Genomic DNA, 17,656 nt, shown 5'->3' with positions numbered 1-17,656 from the left:
ACTCCATTCACTCCCGACGCAAAGGAAATCACCAGATGCCGATCATCAACACCCAAATCAAGCCGTTCAAGGCAACCGCATACCACAACGGCGACTTCGTGCCCGTCTCCGAAGAGAACTTCAAGGGCAAGTGGTCCGTCGTCGTGTTCTACCCGGCCGACTTCACGTTCGTCTGCCCGACCGAGCTGGGCGACCTCGCCGACCGTTACGCGGAATTCCAGAAGCTGGGTGTCGAAATCTACGGCGTGTCGACCGACACGCACTTCACGCACAAGGCATGGCACGACACGTCGGACACGATCGGCAAGATCAAGTACCCGATGATCGGCGACCCGACGCTCACGCTGTCGCGCAACTTCGACGTGCTGATCGAGGAAGAAGGGATGGCACTGCGCGGCACGTTCGTGATCAACCCGGAAGGCGAGATCAAGCTGTGCGAAATCCACGACAACGGCATCGGCCGCGACGCAGGCGAACTGCTGCGCAAGGTGCAGGCTGCGCAATACATCGCGGCGCACCCGGGTGAAGTGTGCCCGGCCAAGTGGACGCCCGGCGCGGAAACGCTGACCCCGTCGCTCGACCTGATCGGCAAGATCTGACGATCGCTCCGCGCGCCTCGCACGAGGCGCGCGAGACACACGAATTCGGGCCGCCGCATCGTGCGGCCCGCGCCCTCCTCCGGCACGACGTGCCCGACCAGAATCATCAATACGGAATCCGAATCGCCATGCTCGACGCCAATCTCAAGAACCAACTCAAAGCGTACCTCGAAAAAATCTCGCGCCCGATCGAACTCGTCGCCTCGCTCGACGACAGCGCGAAATCGCAGGAACTGCTGGCGCTGCTGAACGAGATTGCGTCGCTGACGGATCGCGTGACCGTCACCGAACGCCGCGACGACGCCGAGCGCAAGCCGTCGTTCTCGATCGGCGAGCCCGGCAAGCCGGCCGGCATCCGCTTCGCCGGCATCCCGATGGGCCATGAATTCACGTCGCTCGTGCTCGCGCTGCTGCAAACCGGCGGCCACCCGATCAAGCTCGACGACGACGTGATCGAACAGATCCGCGCGCTCGATGGCGATTACGCGTTCGAGACGTACTTCTCGCTGTCCTGCCAGAACTGCCCGGAAGTCGTGCAGGCGCTGAACGTGATGTCGCTGATCAACCCGCGCATCCGTCACGTCGCGATCGACGGCGCATTGTTCCAGGATGAAGTCGAGTCGCGCCAGATCATGGCCGTGCCGACGATGTTCCTGAACGGCGCGTCGTTCGGCCAGGGCCGCAGCAGCGTGAAGGAAATCCTCGCGAAGCTCGATACGGGTGCCAGCGCGCGCGCTGCGAAGTCGCTCGAAACCAGGCCCGTGTTCGACACGCTGATCGTCGGCGGCGGCCCGGCAGGCGCGGCCGCGGCAATCTACTCGGCGCGCAAGGGCATCGCGACGGGCGTCGTCGCCGAGCGTTTCGGCGGCCAGGTGCTCGACACGATGGCCATCGAGAACTTCGTGTCGGTGCAGGAAACCGAAGGGCCGAAGTTCGCCACCGCGCTCGAGCAACACGTGAAGCAGTACGACGTCGACATCATGGACGTGCAGCGCGCCGACGCGCTGATTCCGGGCGACGTGCACCAGATCCGCCTCGCGAACGGCGCGGTGCTGAAGGCGAAGACGATCATTCTCGCGACCGGCGCGCGCTGGCGCGAAATCAACGTGCCGGGCGAGCGCGAATACCGCAATCGCGGTGTCGCCTACTGCCCGCACTGCGACGGCCCGCTGTTCAAGGGCAAGCGCGTCGCGGTGGTCGGCGGCGGCAACTCGGGCGTCGAGGCCGCGATCGATCTCGCCGGCATCGTGAAGGCAGTCACGCTGATCGAATACGGCGCACAACTGCGTGCGGACGAAGTGCTGCAGCGCAAGCTGCGCAGCCTGCCGAACGTGACGATCGTCACGCAGGCGCAAACGACCGAGCTGACCGGCGACGGCAGCAAGCTGAACGGGCTCGTGTACAAGGATCTGCGTTCGGGCGAAACGAAGCGCGTCGAGCTCGAAGGCGTGTTCGTGCAGATCGGCCTCGTACCGAACACCGAATGGCTGAAAGGCACGATCGAACTGTCGAAGCACGGCGAGATCGTCGTCGATGCGCGCGGCGCGACGTCGGTGCCCGGCGTGTTCGCGGCCGGCGACGTGACGACGGTGCCGTTCAAGCAGATCGTGATCGCGGTCGGCGAAGGCGCGAAGGCATCGCTCGGCGCATTCGACTACATGATCCGCCAGGATGCGACGCCGGCCACCGCTGCGCAGCCGCAAGCCGAGGAAGCGGTCGCCGCGTAACGCACGCCGCGCAACGGCGCAACGATTTGTCTCTCTTGGCCCCGCATGCTTTGGTCGGCGTGCGGGGTCCTTTTTATTCCAAAGCCGATCGGCAACGCACGACAGCGGGCGCCGATCGCGGTTACTTGGTCGCGGCCGGGCCGCCGTTCGCCGGCGACAATGCTTGCGACTTCAAATTGCTCGATTCCCTGACCAGTTGCTCGGTCATCGCGGCAGCAACGGGATTCGATCCCGACGCCGAACCGCCCTGCCGATACGAACCGGTACTCGCCGGCATCGACGACATCGGCGGCGCCGGCAACGACGGATCGAGCTTCGCCGATTCCCTGACGAGCGCGGCCGTCTCCGGCGTTTCGGATTTCGTTGCGGCCGTCGTTCCGGCCGCGTGACGCTCGAGGCCGTCGCGCTTGCGCGACGCGTGTTGCGTCGCCTGCGCGGGCGCGGCAGGCGGGGTCGAATCCTGCGCATCGACCGTGACGACGTTGACCTTCGGCGGCGGCGCGAGCGGCTTCGTCACAGGTTGCGCTTTCTCGCTGACGACCGGAACGGCGGGGACGGATGCAGGTGCGGCGCTGACGCGCGCGGGGGCTGTCGGTGCAGGTGGCGGCGGCACGGCCGCCGGTTGCGGCACCGTTCCGGCGCGGGCAGCCGGGGCCGGCGGCGCGATGGCGCCCTGCACGGCGTGATCGTTGCTCGCGGGCGCCGCGACAACGGGCGCGGCAGAATCGCCGATGCCGGCGTCTTCGATCGCACGATGGTCCGCGCGCAGGAGCATCACGTACGCGGTGCCGGCGGCGGCTACCAGGAGCCCTCCGGCGATCATCAAGGTCTTGCGGGTACTCGTCATGCTTGCTCACCGATCATTGCGACGTGAACAAGCCATCATACGCGGCCATCGGCCGATGATCCCCTACGAATACATTTGGTTGCATTGATGTCGGCGATGCGAACGTCAGACGTATCGCCGACATCATTCGGGCACCCCGGCGCGCCGCAATTACTCCGGAAACGGCAACTCGGTCTGCCCTTGCGCGCGCATGCCGAACGTGTTCAGCGTCATCGCGACGAGCGCGTAGTAGCCGAGCAGCGCGACGAGGTTCACGACGGTTTCGTGACCGAAGCGCGCTTCCGCGCGCGCGAACGTCGCGTCGCTGACACGCCGCGTGTCGTACAACTCGCTCGCGAACGCATGGATCAGCGCATCGTCGTCCGACTCGAATGCGGGTGCGACACCGCGCCGGATCGCGTCGGCCGTCGCGGCCGGCACGCCCGCGTCGAGCGCGATCGGATGGTGGATGTGCCACTCGGCCTGCGAGCGCCAGCGCGCGGCCGTCACGAGAATCGCGAGCTCCGACAGCCGCAGCGGCAGCCCCGTGCGGTAGCGGCAGAACGCGCCGAGCTTCTGCGCGTGCTGGGCCAGTTCGGGGCTCGCGATCCAGCCGAGAAACGGCCCGTTCAGGTTGCCGCGCGGGCCGCTGAGGATGTCGGCCAGCACGGCCTTCTGTTCGTCGGTGGCCGACGCGGGATCGAAAGGCGGCAGTCTGTTCGTCATGACGATGATCCGGTGAGATTCGGTGAGGTTCAGTGCATCGATGCCGTCATGCGCCGGCCGACGCGAGCGCCGCGTCGATCGCACCCGACAGCCGCTCGACGATCGTATCGATCTGCTGCGCGGTACAGATGAACGGCGGCGCGACCAGGATGTGATCGCCGTGGACGCCGTCGATTGTCCCGCCCATCGGATACACCATCAGCCCGCGCTGCATCGCTTCGCGCTTGACCGCCGCATGCAGCTTCAGCGCGGGATCGAACGTCGCCTTGCTGTCGCGATCGCGCACAAGCTCGACGCCGACGAACAGCCCGCGCCCGCGCACGTCGCCGACATGCGGATGCGTGCCGTAATGCTCGCGCAACGACGCGCGCAGTTGCTCGCCGCGCGCCTTCACGTTGTCGAGCAGCCTTTCTTCGGCGATCACGCGCTGCACTTCGAGCGCGGCTGCGCATGCGGTCGCGTGGCCGAGGTACGTGTGACCGTGCTGAAAGAAACCCGAGCCGTCGACGATCGTCCGGTAGATGCGGTCGCTGACGAGCGTCGCGCCGATCGGCTGGTAACCCGCGCCGAGCCCTTTCGCGATCGTCAGCAAGTCGGGCGCGACGCCGTCTTCATCGCACGCGTACAGGTAACCAGTGCGCCCCATCCCCGACATGATCTCGTCGAGAATCAGCAGCACGCCGTACTTGTCGCACACCGCGCGAATCTTCTTCAGGTACGTGCGTACCGGCGGCACCGCGCCGGCCGTCGCGCCGACCACCGTTTCCGCGACGAACGCCGCGACGTTTTCCGCGCCGAGTTCGACGATCTTCCGTTCGAGCTCGTCCGCCAGACGCTGCGCATACGCTTCGTCGGTTTCGCCCGCGAGCTGATCGCGATACGCGTAGCACGGGCTCACGTGATGCGCTTCGATCAGCAGCGGCAGGAACGGCTCGCGCCGCCATGCGTTGCCGCCGATCGCGAGCGCGCCGAGCGTGTTGCCGTGATAGCTCTGGCGCCGCGCGATGAAATGGCGGCGCTGCGGCTCGCCCTTTTCGACGAAATACTGGCGCGCGAGCTTCAGCGCGGCCTCGACCGCCTCGGAGCCGCCCGACACGAAATACACGTGCTCGAGGCCGGCCGGCGCGGCATCGACGAGCCGGTCGGCGAGTTCCTCGGCTACGTCGGTCGTGAAGAACGACGTGTGCGCGTACGCGAGTTGCTGCGCCTGCCGCTTGATCGCGTCGATCACGCGCTGGTTGCTGTGGCCAAGGCACGACACGGCCGCGCCGCCGCATGCGTCGATATAGCGTTTGCCGGTCGAGTCAATGATCTCGATGCCGTCGCCCGCGACTGCGACGGGCAAGGTAGCGCGCGGGGCGCGATGAAAAACGGTCGTCATGCGTTGCCTCATGGATCAGGATGCGCGCTGCGCGCGTCCGGACGGCACGATGCGCGTCGCGAAGCGCTGCGTGCCGTGTTGGTGAATGCTGAAATCGATCGCCGCCGCGCCGATCGCGAACACCGCGGTTGCCAGCGTGTTCTCGTCGTCGGGGTCGGCCGGGTCGTCGCGATAGATCGGCAGCCCTTCCGGTGCGCGATCGCCGAGCACGCGCAGCAGCGCGGCTTCGTCGATCGTGTCGATGCCGGGCGTCAGTGCATCGACGCGCCGCTGGCGGTCGGCCGACGATTGCGTGACGATCTGCGCTTGCGCTTCGCAGCCGGGATGCACGAGATGGTTCGCGTGACCAGCAAGTCGCGCCACGTCGACGACCGAGCAGCGCGCGGCACTCGCCTCGATGCTCAGGAGCCGCGTGTCGCCAGTCGCGCCGAGCGTATGGTGGAAGCCGCTCGCGCGCGCATTCGCGCGCAGCACGTCCGCTGCCTCGTCGAGCGTCGTCGCATCGAGCACGGCGCGCGCGAGGATCATCCGCGGCACGCCCGGCGCGGGCGTCCCGATCCGCAGGTTGTTGATCGCCTGCGCGATGCCCGCGCGGTTCGCGGCAAAGGTATGCCCCGGCAGCGAGCCGGGGTAATAGAAACTGATGAAGCCCGGCTTGCCCGCAGGCTGCACGTCGACGAGCAGGCAACGCTCGCGCAGGAACGGATCGCCGTCCTCGTTGTGCGCGATCCAGCGCGTGCCGTCTGCATTGCGTGCGGCAAGCGTCGTGCAGCCGTCCGGCGCGTTGTGGATCAGCTCGCCGCGGCAGTTCCACAGGAAGATGTCCTCGGACGGCCAGCCGACGCCCGCCGCGATCCCGTCCAGTTCCGCGACGAGGTCGGGGTACGCAGCCAGTGCGGCCTGCCGCAGCGCGCCGACGAACGGATGGCCGCGCCAGCGGCGCACGGCCTGCCACGCGCTGCTCTGCTGCATGTATGCGTCGAACACGGGACGGGCGAGCGCGCCGAGGCGCACGCCGATGTCGAACGGCGCGCCGGCGATGACGGGAGAAAGGGAAAGCGGCATGTCGTGCGAAAGGGTCGGATTCCGGTGGCATGTGGCGCGCACCCGGCTGGCGCGGCCCGTCCAATGATGCCGGAACGGCCGCCGCCGGTGTCACCGCAACACGCGATGAAGAATTAGACAATCACACAACATATGTTGTCAATAGCCATATCCCGACAACACCGGATGCGGCGGCGATCGCCGGTCCGTCACGCCGCCACCCCGCTCGCCTGATGCGACACCAGCCGCGCATACGCGCCCTGCCGCGCCAGCAGTTCCGCATGACGTCCGGCCTCGATGACGCGGCCCTGCTCGATCACGAGAATCATGTCGGCATTGCGCACGGTCGACAGCCGGTGCGCGATGATGATCGACGTCCGTTGCGTCATCAGGTCTTCCAGCGCCGCGCGGATCTGCTGCTCGCTGATCGTGTCCAGATGCGACGTCGCCTCGTCGAGGATCAGCACGGGCGCATCCTTCAGGAACGCGCGCGCGATCGCGATGCGCTGGCGCTGGCCGCCCGACAACTGCACGCCGCGCTCGCCGACGCGCGTCGCGAGCCCGTCCGGCAGCCGCGCGACGAATTCGCCGAGCGCCGCTTGATCGATCGCGCGCTGGACGTCCGCGTCGGACGCGTCGTTCGCGGCGAGCCGGATGTTCGCCTCCAGCGTGTCGTTGAACAGGTAGGTATCCTGCGCGACCAGCGCGATGTGCTGCCGCAGATCGTCGAGCCGCAGGTCGCGCAGATCGACGCCGCCGAGCGTCACGCGACCCTGCTGCGGATCCCAGAAGCGCAGCAGCAGGCTCGCGACCGTCGACTTGCCGGCGCCCGACGCGCCGACCAGCGCGACCGTGCTGCCGGGCGGCACCTCGAAGCTCACGTGGTCGATCGCGGGCACGCTGCGGCCCGGATACGTGAAACGGGCGCTCTCGAAACGCACGGCCGAATCGCCGGGCATCGGCTGCGTGCCGTCCGTCACGGTCACGGGCTCCTTCTCCAGCGCGCGCAACCGGCGCGTCGACGCAATCGTATCGGCAAGCTGGCGCGCGACCTGGCCGATTTCGGCAACCGGCATGAACGCGGCCACCGCGACCAGCACCAGCAGCGGCAACGATTCACGCGGGAATCCGCCGCGCGCGCACAGGAACGCGCCGAGCGCCGCGACGGCAAGACCGCCGAGCCCGCTCGCGATTTCCAGTGCCGCACTTTGCGACGACAGATCGTCGAGCAGCTTCGCGCGCTGCTTGCGGTACGCATCGGCTTGCGCGACGAATGCGTCGCGCCGACGCGCGATCGCCTGGAACGCGGTCAGTTCCGCGAGCCCCTGGATCGTCTCGGTCAGGTGCGCGCCGAGCTGGCCGAGCGCTTCGCGCGCGCCGGTGCCGAGCCGGTCGACGTCGCGCCGCGCCAGCACGGGCGCCAGGCCCGCCCACAGCAGGAACGGCAGCAGCACGAGCGCGAGCGGCCATGCGACCGACGCCAGCAGCACCAGCACGCCGGCCGGCACGAGCACCGCGACGAACGCGGGCGCGAGCGTGTGCGCATAGAAATATTCGACGGTCTCCACGTCCTGCGTCGCGAGCGCGACGAGATCGCCGGAACGGCGGCGCAGCAGCCCGGCCGGCGCGAGGCGTTCGAGCGTCGCGAACAGCGCGATGCGCATTTCCGCGAGCAGCCGGTAAGCCATGTCGTGCGCGAGCCACGATTCGAGCCAATGCAGCACGGCCGCCACCGGCGCGATCACGAGCAGCGCCGCGACGAGCGCGGGACTCGCATGCCCGGCCGACACCGTGCCGACCACCATCGCGCCGATCACGCCGACGCCGATGAACGCGAGCACGCGGCCGATCCCGAACAGCACGGTCAGCGCGACCTTGCCCTTCCACGGCCGCACGAAGCGCAGCAGCGTCTGCAGGGTTTCCGGCCAGCCGATCGTCGCCGCATCGTCGTTCAGCGGCCTGACCTGCGGCCCCGACGACGCGCGCGCGGTCGCGCCCGCCGTCGCCGCCGCGCCGACGGTTTCGGCAACCGCTTCCAGCTGCGGCCCCATCAACCGTCGATACGGACCGTCGCGCGCGATCAGCACCGCGTGCGTTCCTTCGTCGACCACCTGCCCCTGGTCGAGCACGAGGATGCGATCGGCGCCGATCACGCTGGACAGCCGGTGCGCGAGCACGAGCGTCGTTCGCCCGCGCGTGAGCCGGTCGAGCGCCTGCTGGATCAGCGCTTCGTTCTCCGCATCGACCGACGACAGCGCCTCGTCGAGCAGCAGGATCGGCGCATCGCGCAGCAGCGCACGCGCAATCGCGATGCGCTGACGCTGGCCGCCCGACAGCATCAGCCCGCGTTCCCCGATGCGTGTCGCATAACCGTCGGGCAGCGCCGAGATGAAATCGTGCGCGTTGGCGGCGCGCGCGGCCGCGATCATGTCCGCGTCGCTCGCGTCGGGGCGGCCCAGCCGCAGGTTGTCGGCAACGCTGCCGTCGAACAGCGTCGCATCCTGCGCGACGACCGCGATCATCTCGCGCACCTGGTCGGCGTCGAGCGCGCGTACGTCATGGCCGCCGATGCGGATCGCGCCGCCCTGCGCATCATGCTGGCGCAGCAGCAGGCGCACGATCGTCGATTTGCCCGCGCCGCTCGGGCCGACGATCGCCACCGTTTCGCCTTCGCGAACGGAAAAACGCAGCGGCGCATGCGCGTCCGCGCGGCGGCCGGGATAAGCAAAGCTGACGTCGTCGAATGCGATCTCAGGCCGCAGGGCCGGCACGCGCGGCGCTTGCGCTGCCGGCGCCTGGCTGCCCGCGTCGAGCAGCGCGTGGATCGCATTCGCCGCCGACTGGCCGATCATCCCCTGGTGCAGCACCGCGCGCAGGTCGCGCAGCGGCCGGAAGATTTCGCTGCCGGCCATCAGCACGATCAGCAGCGCCTCGAGGCTCATGTCGCCATGCCGCACGCGCCATGCGCCGACCGCGATCGCCGCGGCCGCGCCGAGGCCCGTGCCGAGATCGGTGAAGAGACGTGTCAGCAGGCCGAGCGCGAGCACCCAGAACGTGCTGCCGGACAGCGCGCGCGCCTTGTCGGCCAGCTTCCGGCCGAACGCGCTGCTCTGCCCGAACGCCTTCAGCGTCGGCAAGCCCTGCACCGCGTCGAGAAACTCTTCGCCGAACGCCTTGAATGCGGTCGAGCGCGCGAGCGCCGCGCGCCGGTCGGCGCGATGCACGAGCTGCGGCAGCGCGAGCGTGACGAGTGCTGCGACCAGCAGGATCGCGGCCGTCGGCACGTCCCACCACGCGAGCACCGCGAAGATCATCACCGGCGCGCACGCGGCGATCACGAGCTGCGGCAGGTAGACGCCGAAGAAAGTCTGCAACTGCTCGACGCCGTCGACGACGGCCAGCATCACGCCGCCCGTGCGTTCGCCGCTGAACCACGCGGGGCCGAGCGCGGCGATCCGGTCGAACAGCCGTGCGCGCAGCGTGGCCTGCACGCGCCCGGCCGTCCGTTGTGCGAGCACCGTGCGGCGATGGTCGAGCCATGCGCGCAGCAGCACGCAGGCCGCCGTTGCAACGACGGCTTCGCCGATGCTGCGCGCCGGCGCGCCAGAAAAAACGAGCGCCAGCACGCGGCCGAGAAAGACGAAACGCAGAATGCCGACACCCATCGCGAGCAGCCCGAGCGCGACGGCGGCGGCCACCCGCCAGCGCAGTCCCGCCATCATTGCCCATAGTCGTCGGTCGAAATACATGAAGCCCTCCGGTCGGTGTTTCGTTACGGTTTTTATTGACCGGATCGAGGCTACCCGCGCCGCCCGCGCGCGGCAAAAGATGATTTTTCAACGGGTGTTGAGTCAACTACAATACCCCGCATGTCGCACCTTCCTCCCCTTAGCGCACTGCGAGCTTTCGAGGCGACCGTCCGCCTCGGCGGATTCGCGCGCGCGGCGGCCGAGCTGAACGTGTCGACGAGCGCGGTCAGCCACCAGATCCGCGCGCTCGAGGAATCGCTCAACGCGCGGCTGCTCGAACGCAGCACGGGGCTCGGCGGCATCAGCCTCACGCCGGCCGGCGCTCGCCTGCTGCCGGCCGTCAGCGACGCGCTGGCGCGCCTGACCGACGCGTGCGCCGAAATTCGCGGCACCGCACAACGACTGACCGTTTCCGCCAACGCGCCGTTTTCGTCGATGTGGCTCGCGCGCCGTCTCGCGGAATTCTCGTCACTTCACCCCGAAACCCCGCTGCATGCCGTCGTGCTCGACGACGAACCGGATTTCGCGCGCAGCGGCGTCGATCTGGCGATCGTGCACGTGCCCGCGCACCGGCAGCGGGCCGACGATGACGTATTGATGCAGGAAACCGTGTTCCCGGTATGCAGCCCCGAGCTGTATCCGTACGCATCGGGGCACGTGTGCCGCTCGCGGCTGTTGCAGGAGATGCACGAGGACAGCCCCGAGATCGACTGGCGCAACTGGGCGTCGGCATTCGGCCTGCCGGGCGACTTCGAAACGAAGATCGTGCGCTACAGCAGTTTCAGCCAGGTGATCGGCGCGGCGGTCGGCGGCGCGGGCATCGCGCTCGGCCGCGTGCCGCTGATCGAGCCCGAGCTGCGCAGCGGGCGTCTCGTGCCGCTGGTGCCCGGCCTCGAACGCGATGCGTCGTGGCGCTTCGTGCTGCGCCGCCATCCGTCGACGCGGCACCGGCTGCTCGATCCGTTGATCGCGTTCCTGCGCCGCGAAGCGGACGCACCGCCGTTCGTCACGAAAATCGTTGCGTCCGCATCCAACGACAGTCACGCGCGCGGCGCGGGCGGCGCTTAGGCGCGGCGCGCAGGCCGGCATGCGCCGGCCTCGGCTGCCTACCGGCCGGTTACGGCGCGGCGAAGAACAGCGCGACGACGCACGCCATCCCGCCGAACCACACGAGCGAACGCAGCGACGCCCAGTTCAGCAGATACATCAGCGTATAGACGACGCGGATCGCGACGAAACCCATCGCAAGCTGGTCGACGTGGTGCGCGTTCGCGCCGTTGTGCCACGCGACGACCAACGCGGCCGTGAACAGCGCAAGCGCTTCCCATGCGTTCTGGTGCGCGGCCTGCGCCCGCGCGCGCCAGCCTTCGAGTTTCGCCAGGTAGTCGCGCGGCGCACGGTTGTCGTAGCCCTTGCGCGCCTTGGCCAGGAACGTCAGCGGGAACGGCAACAGCGCCACGATGAACAGGCACAGCTGGGACGTCGTCATCAAAGTCTCCTCCTTTATGATTACATTGCTCAATGACAAGATCGTCGAGAGCTTAGCATTGCGCCGTGCTGTTCGTGCACCGGTTTTCTAGACGAGGGACTCGGCTGCGCATCTCGCCGACGGCCGCAGCTAGAGCGATCCACCACACAAATTTCCACCAAATCGTCGATAAATACGTTAATTAAAACTGGTCGAACACCAATAAGATAGCGCTCGACACTGGCTTGGCGCGCAATGACGCGTCAGCCTGCCACACCTTGTCGCGCCACCGCGCGCCGAACGACATCCGACCCGAGCCATCGTCATGCCCCGTCCCATCGTCGCCCATATCCGCCCCGACGCCGTCCGCCACAACCTCGACTTCATCCGCCGCACCGCCGCGCAATCGCGCGTGTGGGCCGTGGTCAAGGCCAACGCATACGGTCACGGCATCGAACGCATCTACCCGGGCCTCGCTGCCGCCGACGGCATCGCGCTGCTCGACCTCGACGAAGCCGTGCGCGCGCGCGAGCTCGGCTGGGACAAACCCGTGCTGCTGCTCGAAGGAATCTTCGAGCCGGCCGACGTCGAGCTGGCCGATCGTCACCGGCTGACGGTGGCCGTGCACTGCGACGAACAGCTCGACCTGCTGATCGCGGCGAAGCCGCAGCAGCCGATCGCCATCCAGCTCAAGATGAACTCGGGGATGAACCGCCTCGGCTACCGGCCCGACGTTTTCCGCGCCGCGTGGGAGCGTGCGGCGAGCGCACCGTCGATCGGCAAGATCACGCTGATGATGCACTTCGCGAACGCCGACGAAGGCGAAGTCGACTGGCAGCTCGAGCAGTTCGATGCGGCCACGGCGGGGATTCCGGGCGAGCGCTCGGCGTCGAATTCGGCGGCCGTGCTGTGGCATCCGCGCGCGCACCGCGACTGGGTGCGGCCCGGCACGATCCTGTACGGCGCATCGCCGACGGGCGCGTCACGGCATATCGCCGACACGCCGCTGATGGCCGCGATGACGCTGACGAGCAAGATCATCGGCGTGCAGACGCTGGCGCCGGAAGAAACCGTCGGCTACGGCCGCCGTTTCAAGGCCGACCAGCCGATGCGGATCGGCGTCGTCGCGTGCGGTTACGCCGACGGTTATCCGCGCCATGCGCCGACCGGCACGCCGATCGCGGTGGACGGCGTGATGACGCGCGTCGTCGGCCGCGTGTCGATGGACATGCTCACCGTCGACCTGACGCCGTGCCCGAACGCGGGCATCGGCTCGAGCGTCGAGCTGTGGGGCGACCAGGTGAAGGTGGACGATGTGGCGCAAGCCAGCGGCACGATCGGCTACGAGCTGATGTGCGCGCTCGCGCGCCGCGTGCCGGTCGTGATCGTGCCGCCCGGCGCGTCGACGATGGAGCCGGCGCTGCGCACGGGAAGCTACGGGCGCTGAGGTCGACACGGCGGCGCGTCGCCGCGTGTGCCGCTTCATGTGCGGGCCGCCTCGGGCGGCCCGTTTGCTTTTCGGCGAATACGAACCCGGGCCGGCGAAAACGCGTAACGGCCCTTCCGCTGCGCCGAACGCGCCCACCCTGCGGCGCGCTACGAACGCCACGTCGGCTTGCGCTTCTCCAGGAACGCGTCGATCCCTTCGCCCGCATCCTCTTCCATCATGTTGCGCGCCATCACGTCGCCCGCATACGCGTAGGCGTCGTCGAGCGGCAACTCGCGCTGGCGGTAGAACATCTGCTTGCCGTACCGCACGGCGGCAGGACTCTTCGCGACGATCTCCGCGACCTTGCGCGCGACGGCCGCGTCGAGCGCGTCCTCCGGTACGGCCTCGTTGACGAGCCCCCACGCGGCGGCCGTCGCCGCATCGACGAAACGTCCGGTCACGAGCATGTCGAACGCGCGCTTCGCCGTGACGTTGCGGCTCAATGCGACAGCCGGCGTCGAGCAGAACAGCCCGACGTTGATGCCCGAAACCGCGAAGCGCGCGGTATCGGCCGCGATCGCGAGGTCGCATGCGGCCACGAGCTGGCAGCCGGCCGCCGTCGCGATGCCTTGCACGCGCGCGATCACCGGCACCGGCAATGCGCGCATCGCGAGCATCACGCGGCTGCACTGCGCGAACAGCGTGCGGTAGTAGTCGAGTTCGGATTTGCTGCGCATCTGCCGAAGATCGTGGCCCGCGCAAAACGCCTTGCCCTGCGCCGCCAGCACGACGCAGCGTACATGCGGATCGGCCGCCAGCGTGTCGAACGCATCGTGCAGGCTCGCCAGCATCGCTTCGGACAACGCGTTGAACTGCTGCGGTCGGTTCAGGCGCAGCGTGACGACGCCGTCGTGCGCGTCGCGCAACAGGATCGGCTCGGCAGTGTCGTGATCGGGTTCCATGATGTTCGGCTCGGCGAGGATCGGCGGGATTCGGGGCCGCACGAACGGGCGGCTATCGCACACGCCCGCCGGCGGCATACCGATAAATGGTCCTCCAGATTCCGCGCGACGTCCAGCCGCGCGGCGCCCGCGCTCAATCGCGCACGCGGGCGCTGCGCCATGCACGCACGCCGGACCACAGCTGCCCGGCGCCGCCGAGGAAAAAAACGGCGCCCATCGCGCCGAGGGTCAGCACCCCGCCCCAGATCGCGCCGAACGTGTTCATCCGCGCAGTCATCCTGGGCGCATCCGGCGAGTAACGCACCTCGACCGTCGCACCGTCCTGCACGCTGACTTCGCCGCCCTGCGGATATTCGACGTGCTCGCCCGCGAGCGTGGTGAACGCGATCTCCGGATGATGGGGGCCCGCGTTCAAGTGGATGACGCGGCCCGGCACGACGATCGATATCCGCAGGAATTCGCGCGTCGACTGCGCCCACATGCAGACGCCGATCAGCATGCACGTGCCCGCGATGGTGAACACGATGCCCTTGAAGATCTGCATCTCCGTGTGCTGCCTGGCGGCGCGCGCCGATTCGGAGGCCATCGCGCCGGCCCTACGGGCGTGACTGCCGCCCGGTGCTCGCGCACCCGACAGCCGGCGTGGCCGCGAGCGCCGCGCGTGCGCCGCGCACGAGCGACGCCCGATCGATTTTGATTTTCATTGGAATCCGGTTCCTGATTGTCATGGATGCCGGACGTGATGCGCATGACGCGCAGGCACGCCGCCCTCGGCATCCGGCAGGATACGGACATCGCTGCGCGCTGTAAATTGCGCGCCAGCCGAGATCGGCAGAAGCGCGCCTGTGAGCAACGCTACGCGGGCCTTGAATACCGCCATGCCGGATTCCTCCGTCACGTTCGACGCGCATGGCTGTCAAAGGCCGCGTCACTTCAGCGCGGCAGATACCTGCCATCACGCGCCGACCAGCGAAACGTCCGGCGCCATTTGCCGCCGCGCTCGCGTAGCTGCAGGTCGTGAAAACCATCCGTCGATGTCGACAGTACGTTAAGCACATTGCTGCCTTCGGTGATGTCGTGATCGCGCGTGCCGTCGGGATGCCAATCGCCGGCGATGTTCCGGTAGAACATCATCGGCTGCGCGAACACGACGCGCAGCGCATTGCCGTCGATCCGAAGCAGGTACAGCGCCTCGAACGATGCGCCGCCGCCCGCATAGCCGATCGACCAGCCCGCCCGTATGCCGAACGCCGCGTCGCCGGCCCGCAGCCCATATGGCGCGAGATCGAATCGCGACCATTGCTCGGGCTGCAACGCGAGATCGCCGGCCTGTTGCTCCTGTTCGAGATCGTCGGGTTTTTCGAGATTCGTGTTGCTCCAGTCGGTCGCCTGACCGAGCGGCTGTTCGGTGCGTGCGACGAGGCGCGGCGCACCGTCCGGGCCGCGCTCGAACACGCCCAGCCAGACCAGCCCCTGCACGGTGCCGGCATAGGCGCCGCGCCCATAACCGTCACAATCGCTCGGCGCACGGAATTGCAGCGCCTGGCGCGCGAGTGCGTCGCTCGCCGCCGCACAGACGATCGCGACGAACGCACCCGGACGTTGCGGCCAAGGCTTCGCACCGACCAGCACGATGCGCTTCGGGTCCTCGCCCGGTGCAAGCTGAGTGACGAGCGTCTCTTTCGTGAAGCCCTGCGGCAGGCGCGTGCCAAAACCGTCCGCGTCAGGCCCGCTGCCCATGTCGCGCGAGAACGCGGCACGCGCATCGGGCGAAGCGAGCTTCGCGGGCACCTGATCAAGCGAGTGCGCAGTACCTGCCGCATGCGCGGCAGCACCTGCGAACACAGTGCCGATCGCGATCGCCCACGGTACGAAGCGGATTGTCATGCTGGCATTTCCCGGTGAAATGACGAGACGGCCGGCAGCGGCGTCGCGCACGCGCAGCCGACTGCCATGGTGGCCATCGGTTCGTGAACCGCTCTCGTTCTTGATGTCGTTCGATATGGACTGGATGCGTTCCTGGCGAACGCACGCCATCCCTCGGCTGCGAGGCAGGATACGGATATTCCGGAACGCTGTAAATTGATCGCGCGAACGGCGGCTTCGCCGCATCCGGACCATGGGTCACGCCGGTTGCTTGTCGCGACCGGCCACCCGGATGCCGACCGCCCGGACGCCGGGTTCCCGCTCGCTGCCAATGGCTGAACAGCCGCGCCGCTACTCCCCGCTCGCGACCCGCGCGATCGTCTGCCGCAGCCAGATGTGCGCGGCATCGCCGTGCCGCCTCGCATGCCAGTGCTGCGCAAACTCGAACGAATCGATCGGGAACGGCGGTTCGAACACGCGCAGCCGTGCATCGTCGCGCACGCGGTCGAGGTTGCGGCGCGCGACGGTCAGCACGAGATCGGTGCCGGCGATCAGGTCGTTCGCGACACCCCAGAACGGCAGGATCACCGCGATGTGCCGCTCGCGCCGCAGCCGGGCGAGCGCGCGATCGACCTCGTTGTCCATCCCGTCCCGCATCGCGACGAGCGCATGCGGCCGTGCGAGCCACGCGTCGAGCGCGAGTTCGCCGCGGCGCGGCAGGCCGCTCGCGTCGGCCACGCATGCGAACGATTCGACGAACAGCGGCTGCGCATGCAGTTCGCGCTGCAACGCGGGCAGCACACCGAGCGCGAGATCGACCTCGCCGTCCATCAACTGCATCCGCATCGCTTCGCGCGTGGCCTGCGACACGATCAGCTCGATGCCCGGCGCGTCGGCGCGCAGCGTTTTCACGAGCGCCGGCAGCACGATCCGCGCGCCGTAGTCGGACATCGCGATGCGAAAGACGCGCGCGGCCGCCGACGGATCGAACGCCGGCGGCTCGATCAGCGCGCCAAGCCGGCCGAGGACGTCGTTCAGCGGTTCGACCAGCTCGTTCGCGCGTGCCGTCAGTTCGAGCCGGCCCGCACGCCGGACCAGCAGCGGATCGCCGAAGATCTCGCGCAGCCGCGCGAGCGCATGGCTCACGGCCGGCTGGCTCTTGTGCAGCCGCACCGCCGCGCGCGAAATGTGGCGTTCGCTCAGCAGCGCATGCAGCGTGACGAGCAGGTTGAGGTCGATACGAGCCAGATTATTCATGACGCGAATATGAAGCATCCGAAAGACGAATTTCCATTCGCCATCTTAATGGATGACAATCGTTTCGACACCCTTTCATGACCGACCACGATGCCGACTTCGCTTTCCCCCACCACCCTTGCTCTCGCTCTCGCGGCCTTCGTCGCCGGCGCGCTCGTGCCGCTGCAGGGCGGCAGCAATGCCGCGCTCGGGCGCGCGCTCGGCCACCCGCTGTGGGCGAGCGTCGCGTCGCTGACGGTCAGCCTGCTCGCCGTGCTGCCCGTGCTGCTGGCCACCCGCGCGAACGCGCCGCTCATCGGCGAGGCGCTGCAGCGCCCGCTGTGGATGTGGCTCGGCGGCCTCGCGGGCGTGATCTACATCACGCTCGCGCTGATCCTGACGCCGCGGCTCGGCGCGACGACCTTCATCGTCTGCGTCGTCGCCGGGCAGATGCTCGCGTCGCTGCTGATCGACCACCATGGGCTGATGGGCCTGCCGCAGCGGCTCGCGACGCCCGGCCGCATCGCGGGCGTCGCGCTGATCTTCGCGGGAATGATCGTCGTGCAATGGCAGACGCCCGCACCGCGCTCGCCGGATGCGACCGGCGACGCGACGGCCGCGCAACCCGAACCGCAACGCTGAA

The 17,656-nt window shown here is 68.4% G+C and carries 16 protein-coding genes; 5 read left to right on the top strand and 11 right to left on the bottom strand.

The genetic code is table 11. From position 1 onward, the window contains the following. Positions 1 to 35 precede the first annotated feature (35 nt). A complete protein-coding gene (gene ahpC, locus BBJ41_RS19050) occupies positions 36 to 599 on the top strand; it encodes an alkyl hydroperoxide reductase subunit C (protein ID WP_006488685.1) in 564 nt (187 codons plus the stop codon). Between the two features lie 128 nt (positions 600 to 727). Beyond that, positions 728 to 2,326, top strand: coding sequence for an alkyl hydroperoxide reductase subunit F (gene ahpF, locus BBJ41_RS19045; RefSeq protein ID WP_069747910.1), 1,599 nt, complete (start codon positions 728 to 730; stop codon positions 2,324 to 2,326). Between the two features lie 121 nt (positions 2,327 to 2,447). On the opposite strand, the gene BBJ41_RS19040 is transcribed toward ahpF, so the two are convergent. From BBJ41_RS19040 to BBJ41_RS19020, 5 genes are all read right to left on the bottom strand, one after another. Beyond that, entirely contained in the window at positions 2,448 to 3,173 is a 726-nt protein-coding gene (locus BBJ41_RS19040; RefSeq protein ID WP_069747909.1) for an extensin, read from the bottom strand. A 150-nt stretch (positions 3,174 to 3,323) separates the two neighbouring features. After that, positions 3,324 to 3,878, bottom strand: coding sequence for a carboxymuconolactone decarboxylase family protein (locus BBJ41_RS19035; RefSeq protein WP_069750264.1), 555 nt, complete (start codon positions 3,876 to 3,878; stop codon positions 3,324 to 3,326). A gap of 46 nt (positions 3,879 to 3,924) precedes the next feature. After that, positions 3,925 to 5,259, bottom strand: a complete 1,335-nt coding sequence (locus tag BBJ41_RS19030) for an aspartate aminotransferase family protein (RefSeq protein ID WP_069747908.1) — start codon at positions 5,257 to 5,259, stop codon at positions 3,925 to 3,927. Positions 5,260 to 5,274: 15 nt separating this feature from the next. Beyond that, positions 5,275 to 6,324, bottom strand: coding sequence for a C45 family autoproteolytic acyltransferase/hydolase (locus BBJ41_RS19025; protein WP_069747907.1), 1,050 nt, complete (start codon positions 6,322 to 6,324; stop codon positions 5,275 to 5,277). 188 nt (positions 6,325 to 6,512) lie between these two features. Continuing rightward, complete coding sequence (locus tag BBJ41_RS19020; RefSeq protein WP_069747906.1) at positions 6,513 to 10,052, bottom strand: ABC transporter ATP-binding protein/permease; 3,540 nt, start codon at positions 10,050 to 10,052, stop codon at positions 6,513 to 6,515. Between the two features lie 120 nt (positions 10,053 to 10,172). On the opposite strand from BBJ41_RS19020, the gene BBJ41_RS19015 reads away from it, so the two are divergent. Beyond that, positions 10,173 to 11,120: a LysR family transcriptional regulator gene (locus tag BBJ41_RS19015; protein ID WP_069747905.1), complete on the top strand. Its 948-nt coding sequence runs from the start codon at positions 10,173 to 10,175 to the stop codon at positions 11,118 to 11,120. A 49-nt stretch (positions 11,121 to 11,169) separates the two neighbouring features. Here BBJ41_RS19015 and BBJ41_RS19010 read toward each other — a convergent pair whose 3' ends face one another. After that, on the bottom strand, positions 11,170 to 11,541 hold the full coding sequence (locus BBJ41_RS19010) for an MAPEG family protein (RefSeq protein ID WP_069747904.1): 372 nt from the start codon (positions 11,539 to 11,541) through the stop codon (positions 11,170 to 11,172). A 304-nt stretch (positions 11,542 to 11,845) separates the two neighbouring features. Here BBJ41_RS19010 and alr point away from each other — a divergent pair, with 304 nt between their 5' ends. Beyond that, the gene (gene alr / locus BBJ41_RS19005) at positions 11,846 to 12,967 is read left to right on the top strand and encodes an alanine racemase (protein ID WP_069747903.1); all 1,122 of its coding nucleotides are present in this window, start codon (positions 11,846 to 11,848) and stop codon (positions 12,965 to 12,967) included. Positions 12,968 to 13,116: 149 nt separating this feature from the next. On the opposite strand, the gene BBJ41_RS19000 is transcribed toward alr, so the two are convergent. The 5 genes from BBJ41_RS19000 to BBJ41_RS18985 all read right to left on the bottom strand — a co-directional run bounded on the left by BBJ41_RS19000 (position 13,117) and on the right by BBJ41_RS18985 (position 17,034). Then, positions 13,117 to 13,911, bottom strand: a complete 795-nt coding sequence (locus tag BBJ41_RS19000) for an enoyl-CoA hydratase (RefSeq protein ID WP_069750263.1) — start codon at positions 13,909 to 13,911, stop codon at positions 13,117 to 13,119. 133 nt (positions 13,912 to 14,044) lie between these two features. Continuing rightward, positions 14,045 to 14,497, bottom strand: coding sequence for a DUF3592 domain-containing protein (locus tag BBJ41_RS18995; RefSeq protein ID WP_069747902.1), 453 nt, complete (start codon positions 14,495 to 14,497; stop codon positions 14,045 to 14,047). Positions 14,498 to 14,635: 138 nt separating this feature from the next. After that, a complete protein-coding gene (locus BBJ41_RS40495) occupies positions 14,636 to 14,791 on the bottom strand; it encodes a hypothetical protein (RefSeq protein WP_156814824.1) in 156 nt (51 codons plus the stop codon). Positions 14,792 to 14,844: 53 nt separating this feature from the next. After that, positions 14,845 to 15,798: a hypothetical protein gene (locus BBJ41_RS18990; RefSeq protein WP_069747901.1), complete on the bottom strand. Its 954-nt coding sequence runs from the start codon at positions 15,796 to 15,798 to the stop codon at positions 14,845 to 14,847. A 330-nt stretch (positions 15,799 to 16,128) separates the two neighbouring features. After that, a complete protein-coding gene (locus tag BBJ41_RS18985) occupies positions 16,129 to 17,034 on the bottom strand; it encodes a LysR family transcriptional regulator (protein WP_069750262.1) in 906 nt (301 codons plus the stop codon). A gap of 90 nt (positions 17,035 to 17,124) precedes the next feature. Between BBJ41_RS18985 and BBJ41_RS18980 the strand changes: the two genes are divergently transcribed. Beyond that, positions 17,125 to 17,655: a DMT family transporter gene (locus BBJ41_RS18980; RefSeq protein ID WP_069747900.1), complete on the top strand. Its 531-nt coding sequence runs from the start codon at positions 17,125 to 17,127 to the stop codon at positions 17,653 to 17,655. Position 17,656: the final 1 nt, after the last annotated feature.

The organism is Burkholderia stabilis (assembly GCF_001742165.1).
Lineage (GTDB): Bacteria > Pseudomonadota > Gammaproteobacteria > Burkholderiales > Burkholderiaceae > Burkholderia > Burkholderia stabilis.
Note: the sequence above shows the minus strand (reverse complement) of the source record. Positions and strands in the feature narration are given on the sequence as shown.

What these genes read in the sequence shown, in the direction of transcription:
- ahpC (WP_006488685.1), top strand. Translation starts at nt 36, where the DNA reads ATGCCGATCATCAACACCCAAATCAAGCCGTTCAAGGCAACCGCATAC.
- ahpF (WP_069747910.1), top strand. Translation starts at nt 728, where the DNA reads ATGCTCGACGCCAATCTCAAGAACCAACTCAAAGCGTACCTCGAAAAA.
- BBJ41_RS19040 (WP_069747909.1), bottom strand. Translation starts at nt 3,173, where the DNA reads ATGACGAGTACCCGCAAGACCTTGATGATCGCCGGAGGGCTCCTGGTA.
- BBJ41_RS19035 (WP_069750264.1), bottom strand. Translation starts at nt 3,878, where the DNA reads ATGACGAACAGACTGCCGCCTTTCGATCCCGCGTCGGCCACCGACGAA.
- BBJ41_RS19030 (WP_069747908.1), bottom strand. Translation starts at nt 5,259, where the DNA reads ATGACGACCGTTTTTCATCGCGCCCCGCGCGCTACCTTGCCCGTCGCA.
- BBJ41_RS19025 (WP_069747907.1), bottom strand. Translation starts at nt 6,324, where the DNA reads ATGCCGCTTTCCCTTTCTCCCGTCATCGCCGGCGCGCCGTTCGACATC.
- BBJ41_RS19020 (WP_069747906.1), bottom strand. Translation starts at nt 10,052, where the DNA reads ATGTATTTCGACCGACGACTATGGGCAATGATGGCGGGACTGCGCTGG.
- BBJ41_RS19015 (WP_069747905.1), top strand. Translation starts at nt 10,173, where the DNA reads ATGTCGCACCTTCCTCCCCTTAGCGCACTGCGAGCTTTCGAGGCGACC.
- BBJ41_RS19010 (WP_069747904.1), bottom strand. Translation starts at nt 11,541, where the DNA reads ATGACGACGTCCCAGCTGTGCCTGTTCATCGTGGCGCTGTTGCCGTTC.
- alr (WP_069747903.1), top strand. Translation starts at nt 11,846, where the DNA reads ATGCCCCGTCCCATCGTCGCCCATATCCGCCCCGACGCCGTCCGCCAC.
- BBJ41_RS19000 (WP_069750263.1), bottom strand. Translation starts at nt 13,911, where the DNA reads ATGGAACCCGATCACGACACTGCCGAGCCGATCCTGTTGCGCGACGCG.
- BBJ41_RS18995 (WP_069747902.1), bottom strand. Translation starts at nt 14,497, where the DNA reads ATGGCCTCCGAATCGGCGCGCGCCGCCAGGCAGCACACGGAGATGCAG.
- BBJ41_RS40495 (WP_156814824.1), bottom strand. Translation starts at nt 14,791, where the DNA reads ATGGCGGTATTCAAGGCCCGCGTAGCGTTGCTCACAGGCGCGCTTCTG.
- BBJ41_RS18990 (WP_069747901.1), bottom strand. Translation starts at nt 15,798, where the DNA reads ATGACAATCCGCTTCGTACCGTGGGCGATCGCGATCGGCACTGTGTTC.
- BBJ41_RS18985 (WP_069750262.1), bottom strand. Translation starts at nt 17,034, where the DNA reads ATGAATAATCTGGCTCGTATCGACCTCAACCTGCTCGTCACGCTGCAT.
- BBJ41_RS18980 (WP_069747900.1), top strand. Translation starts at nt 17,125, where the DNA reads ATGCCGACTTCGCTTTCCCCCACCACCCTTGCTCTCGCTCTCGCGGCC.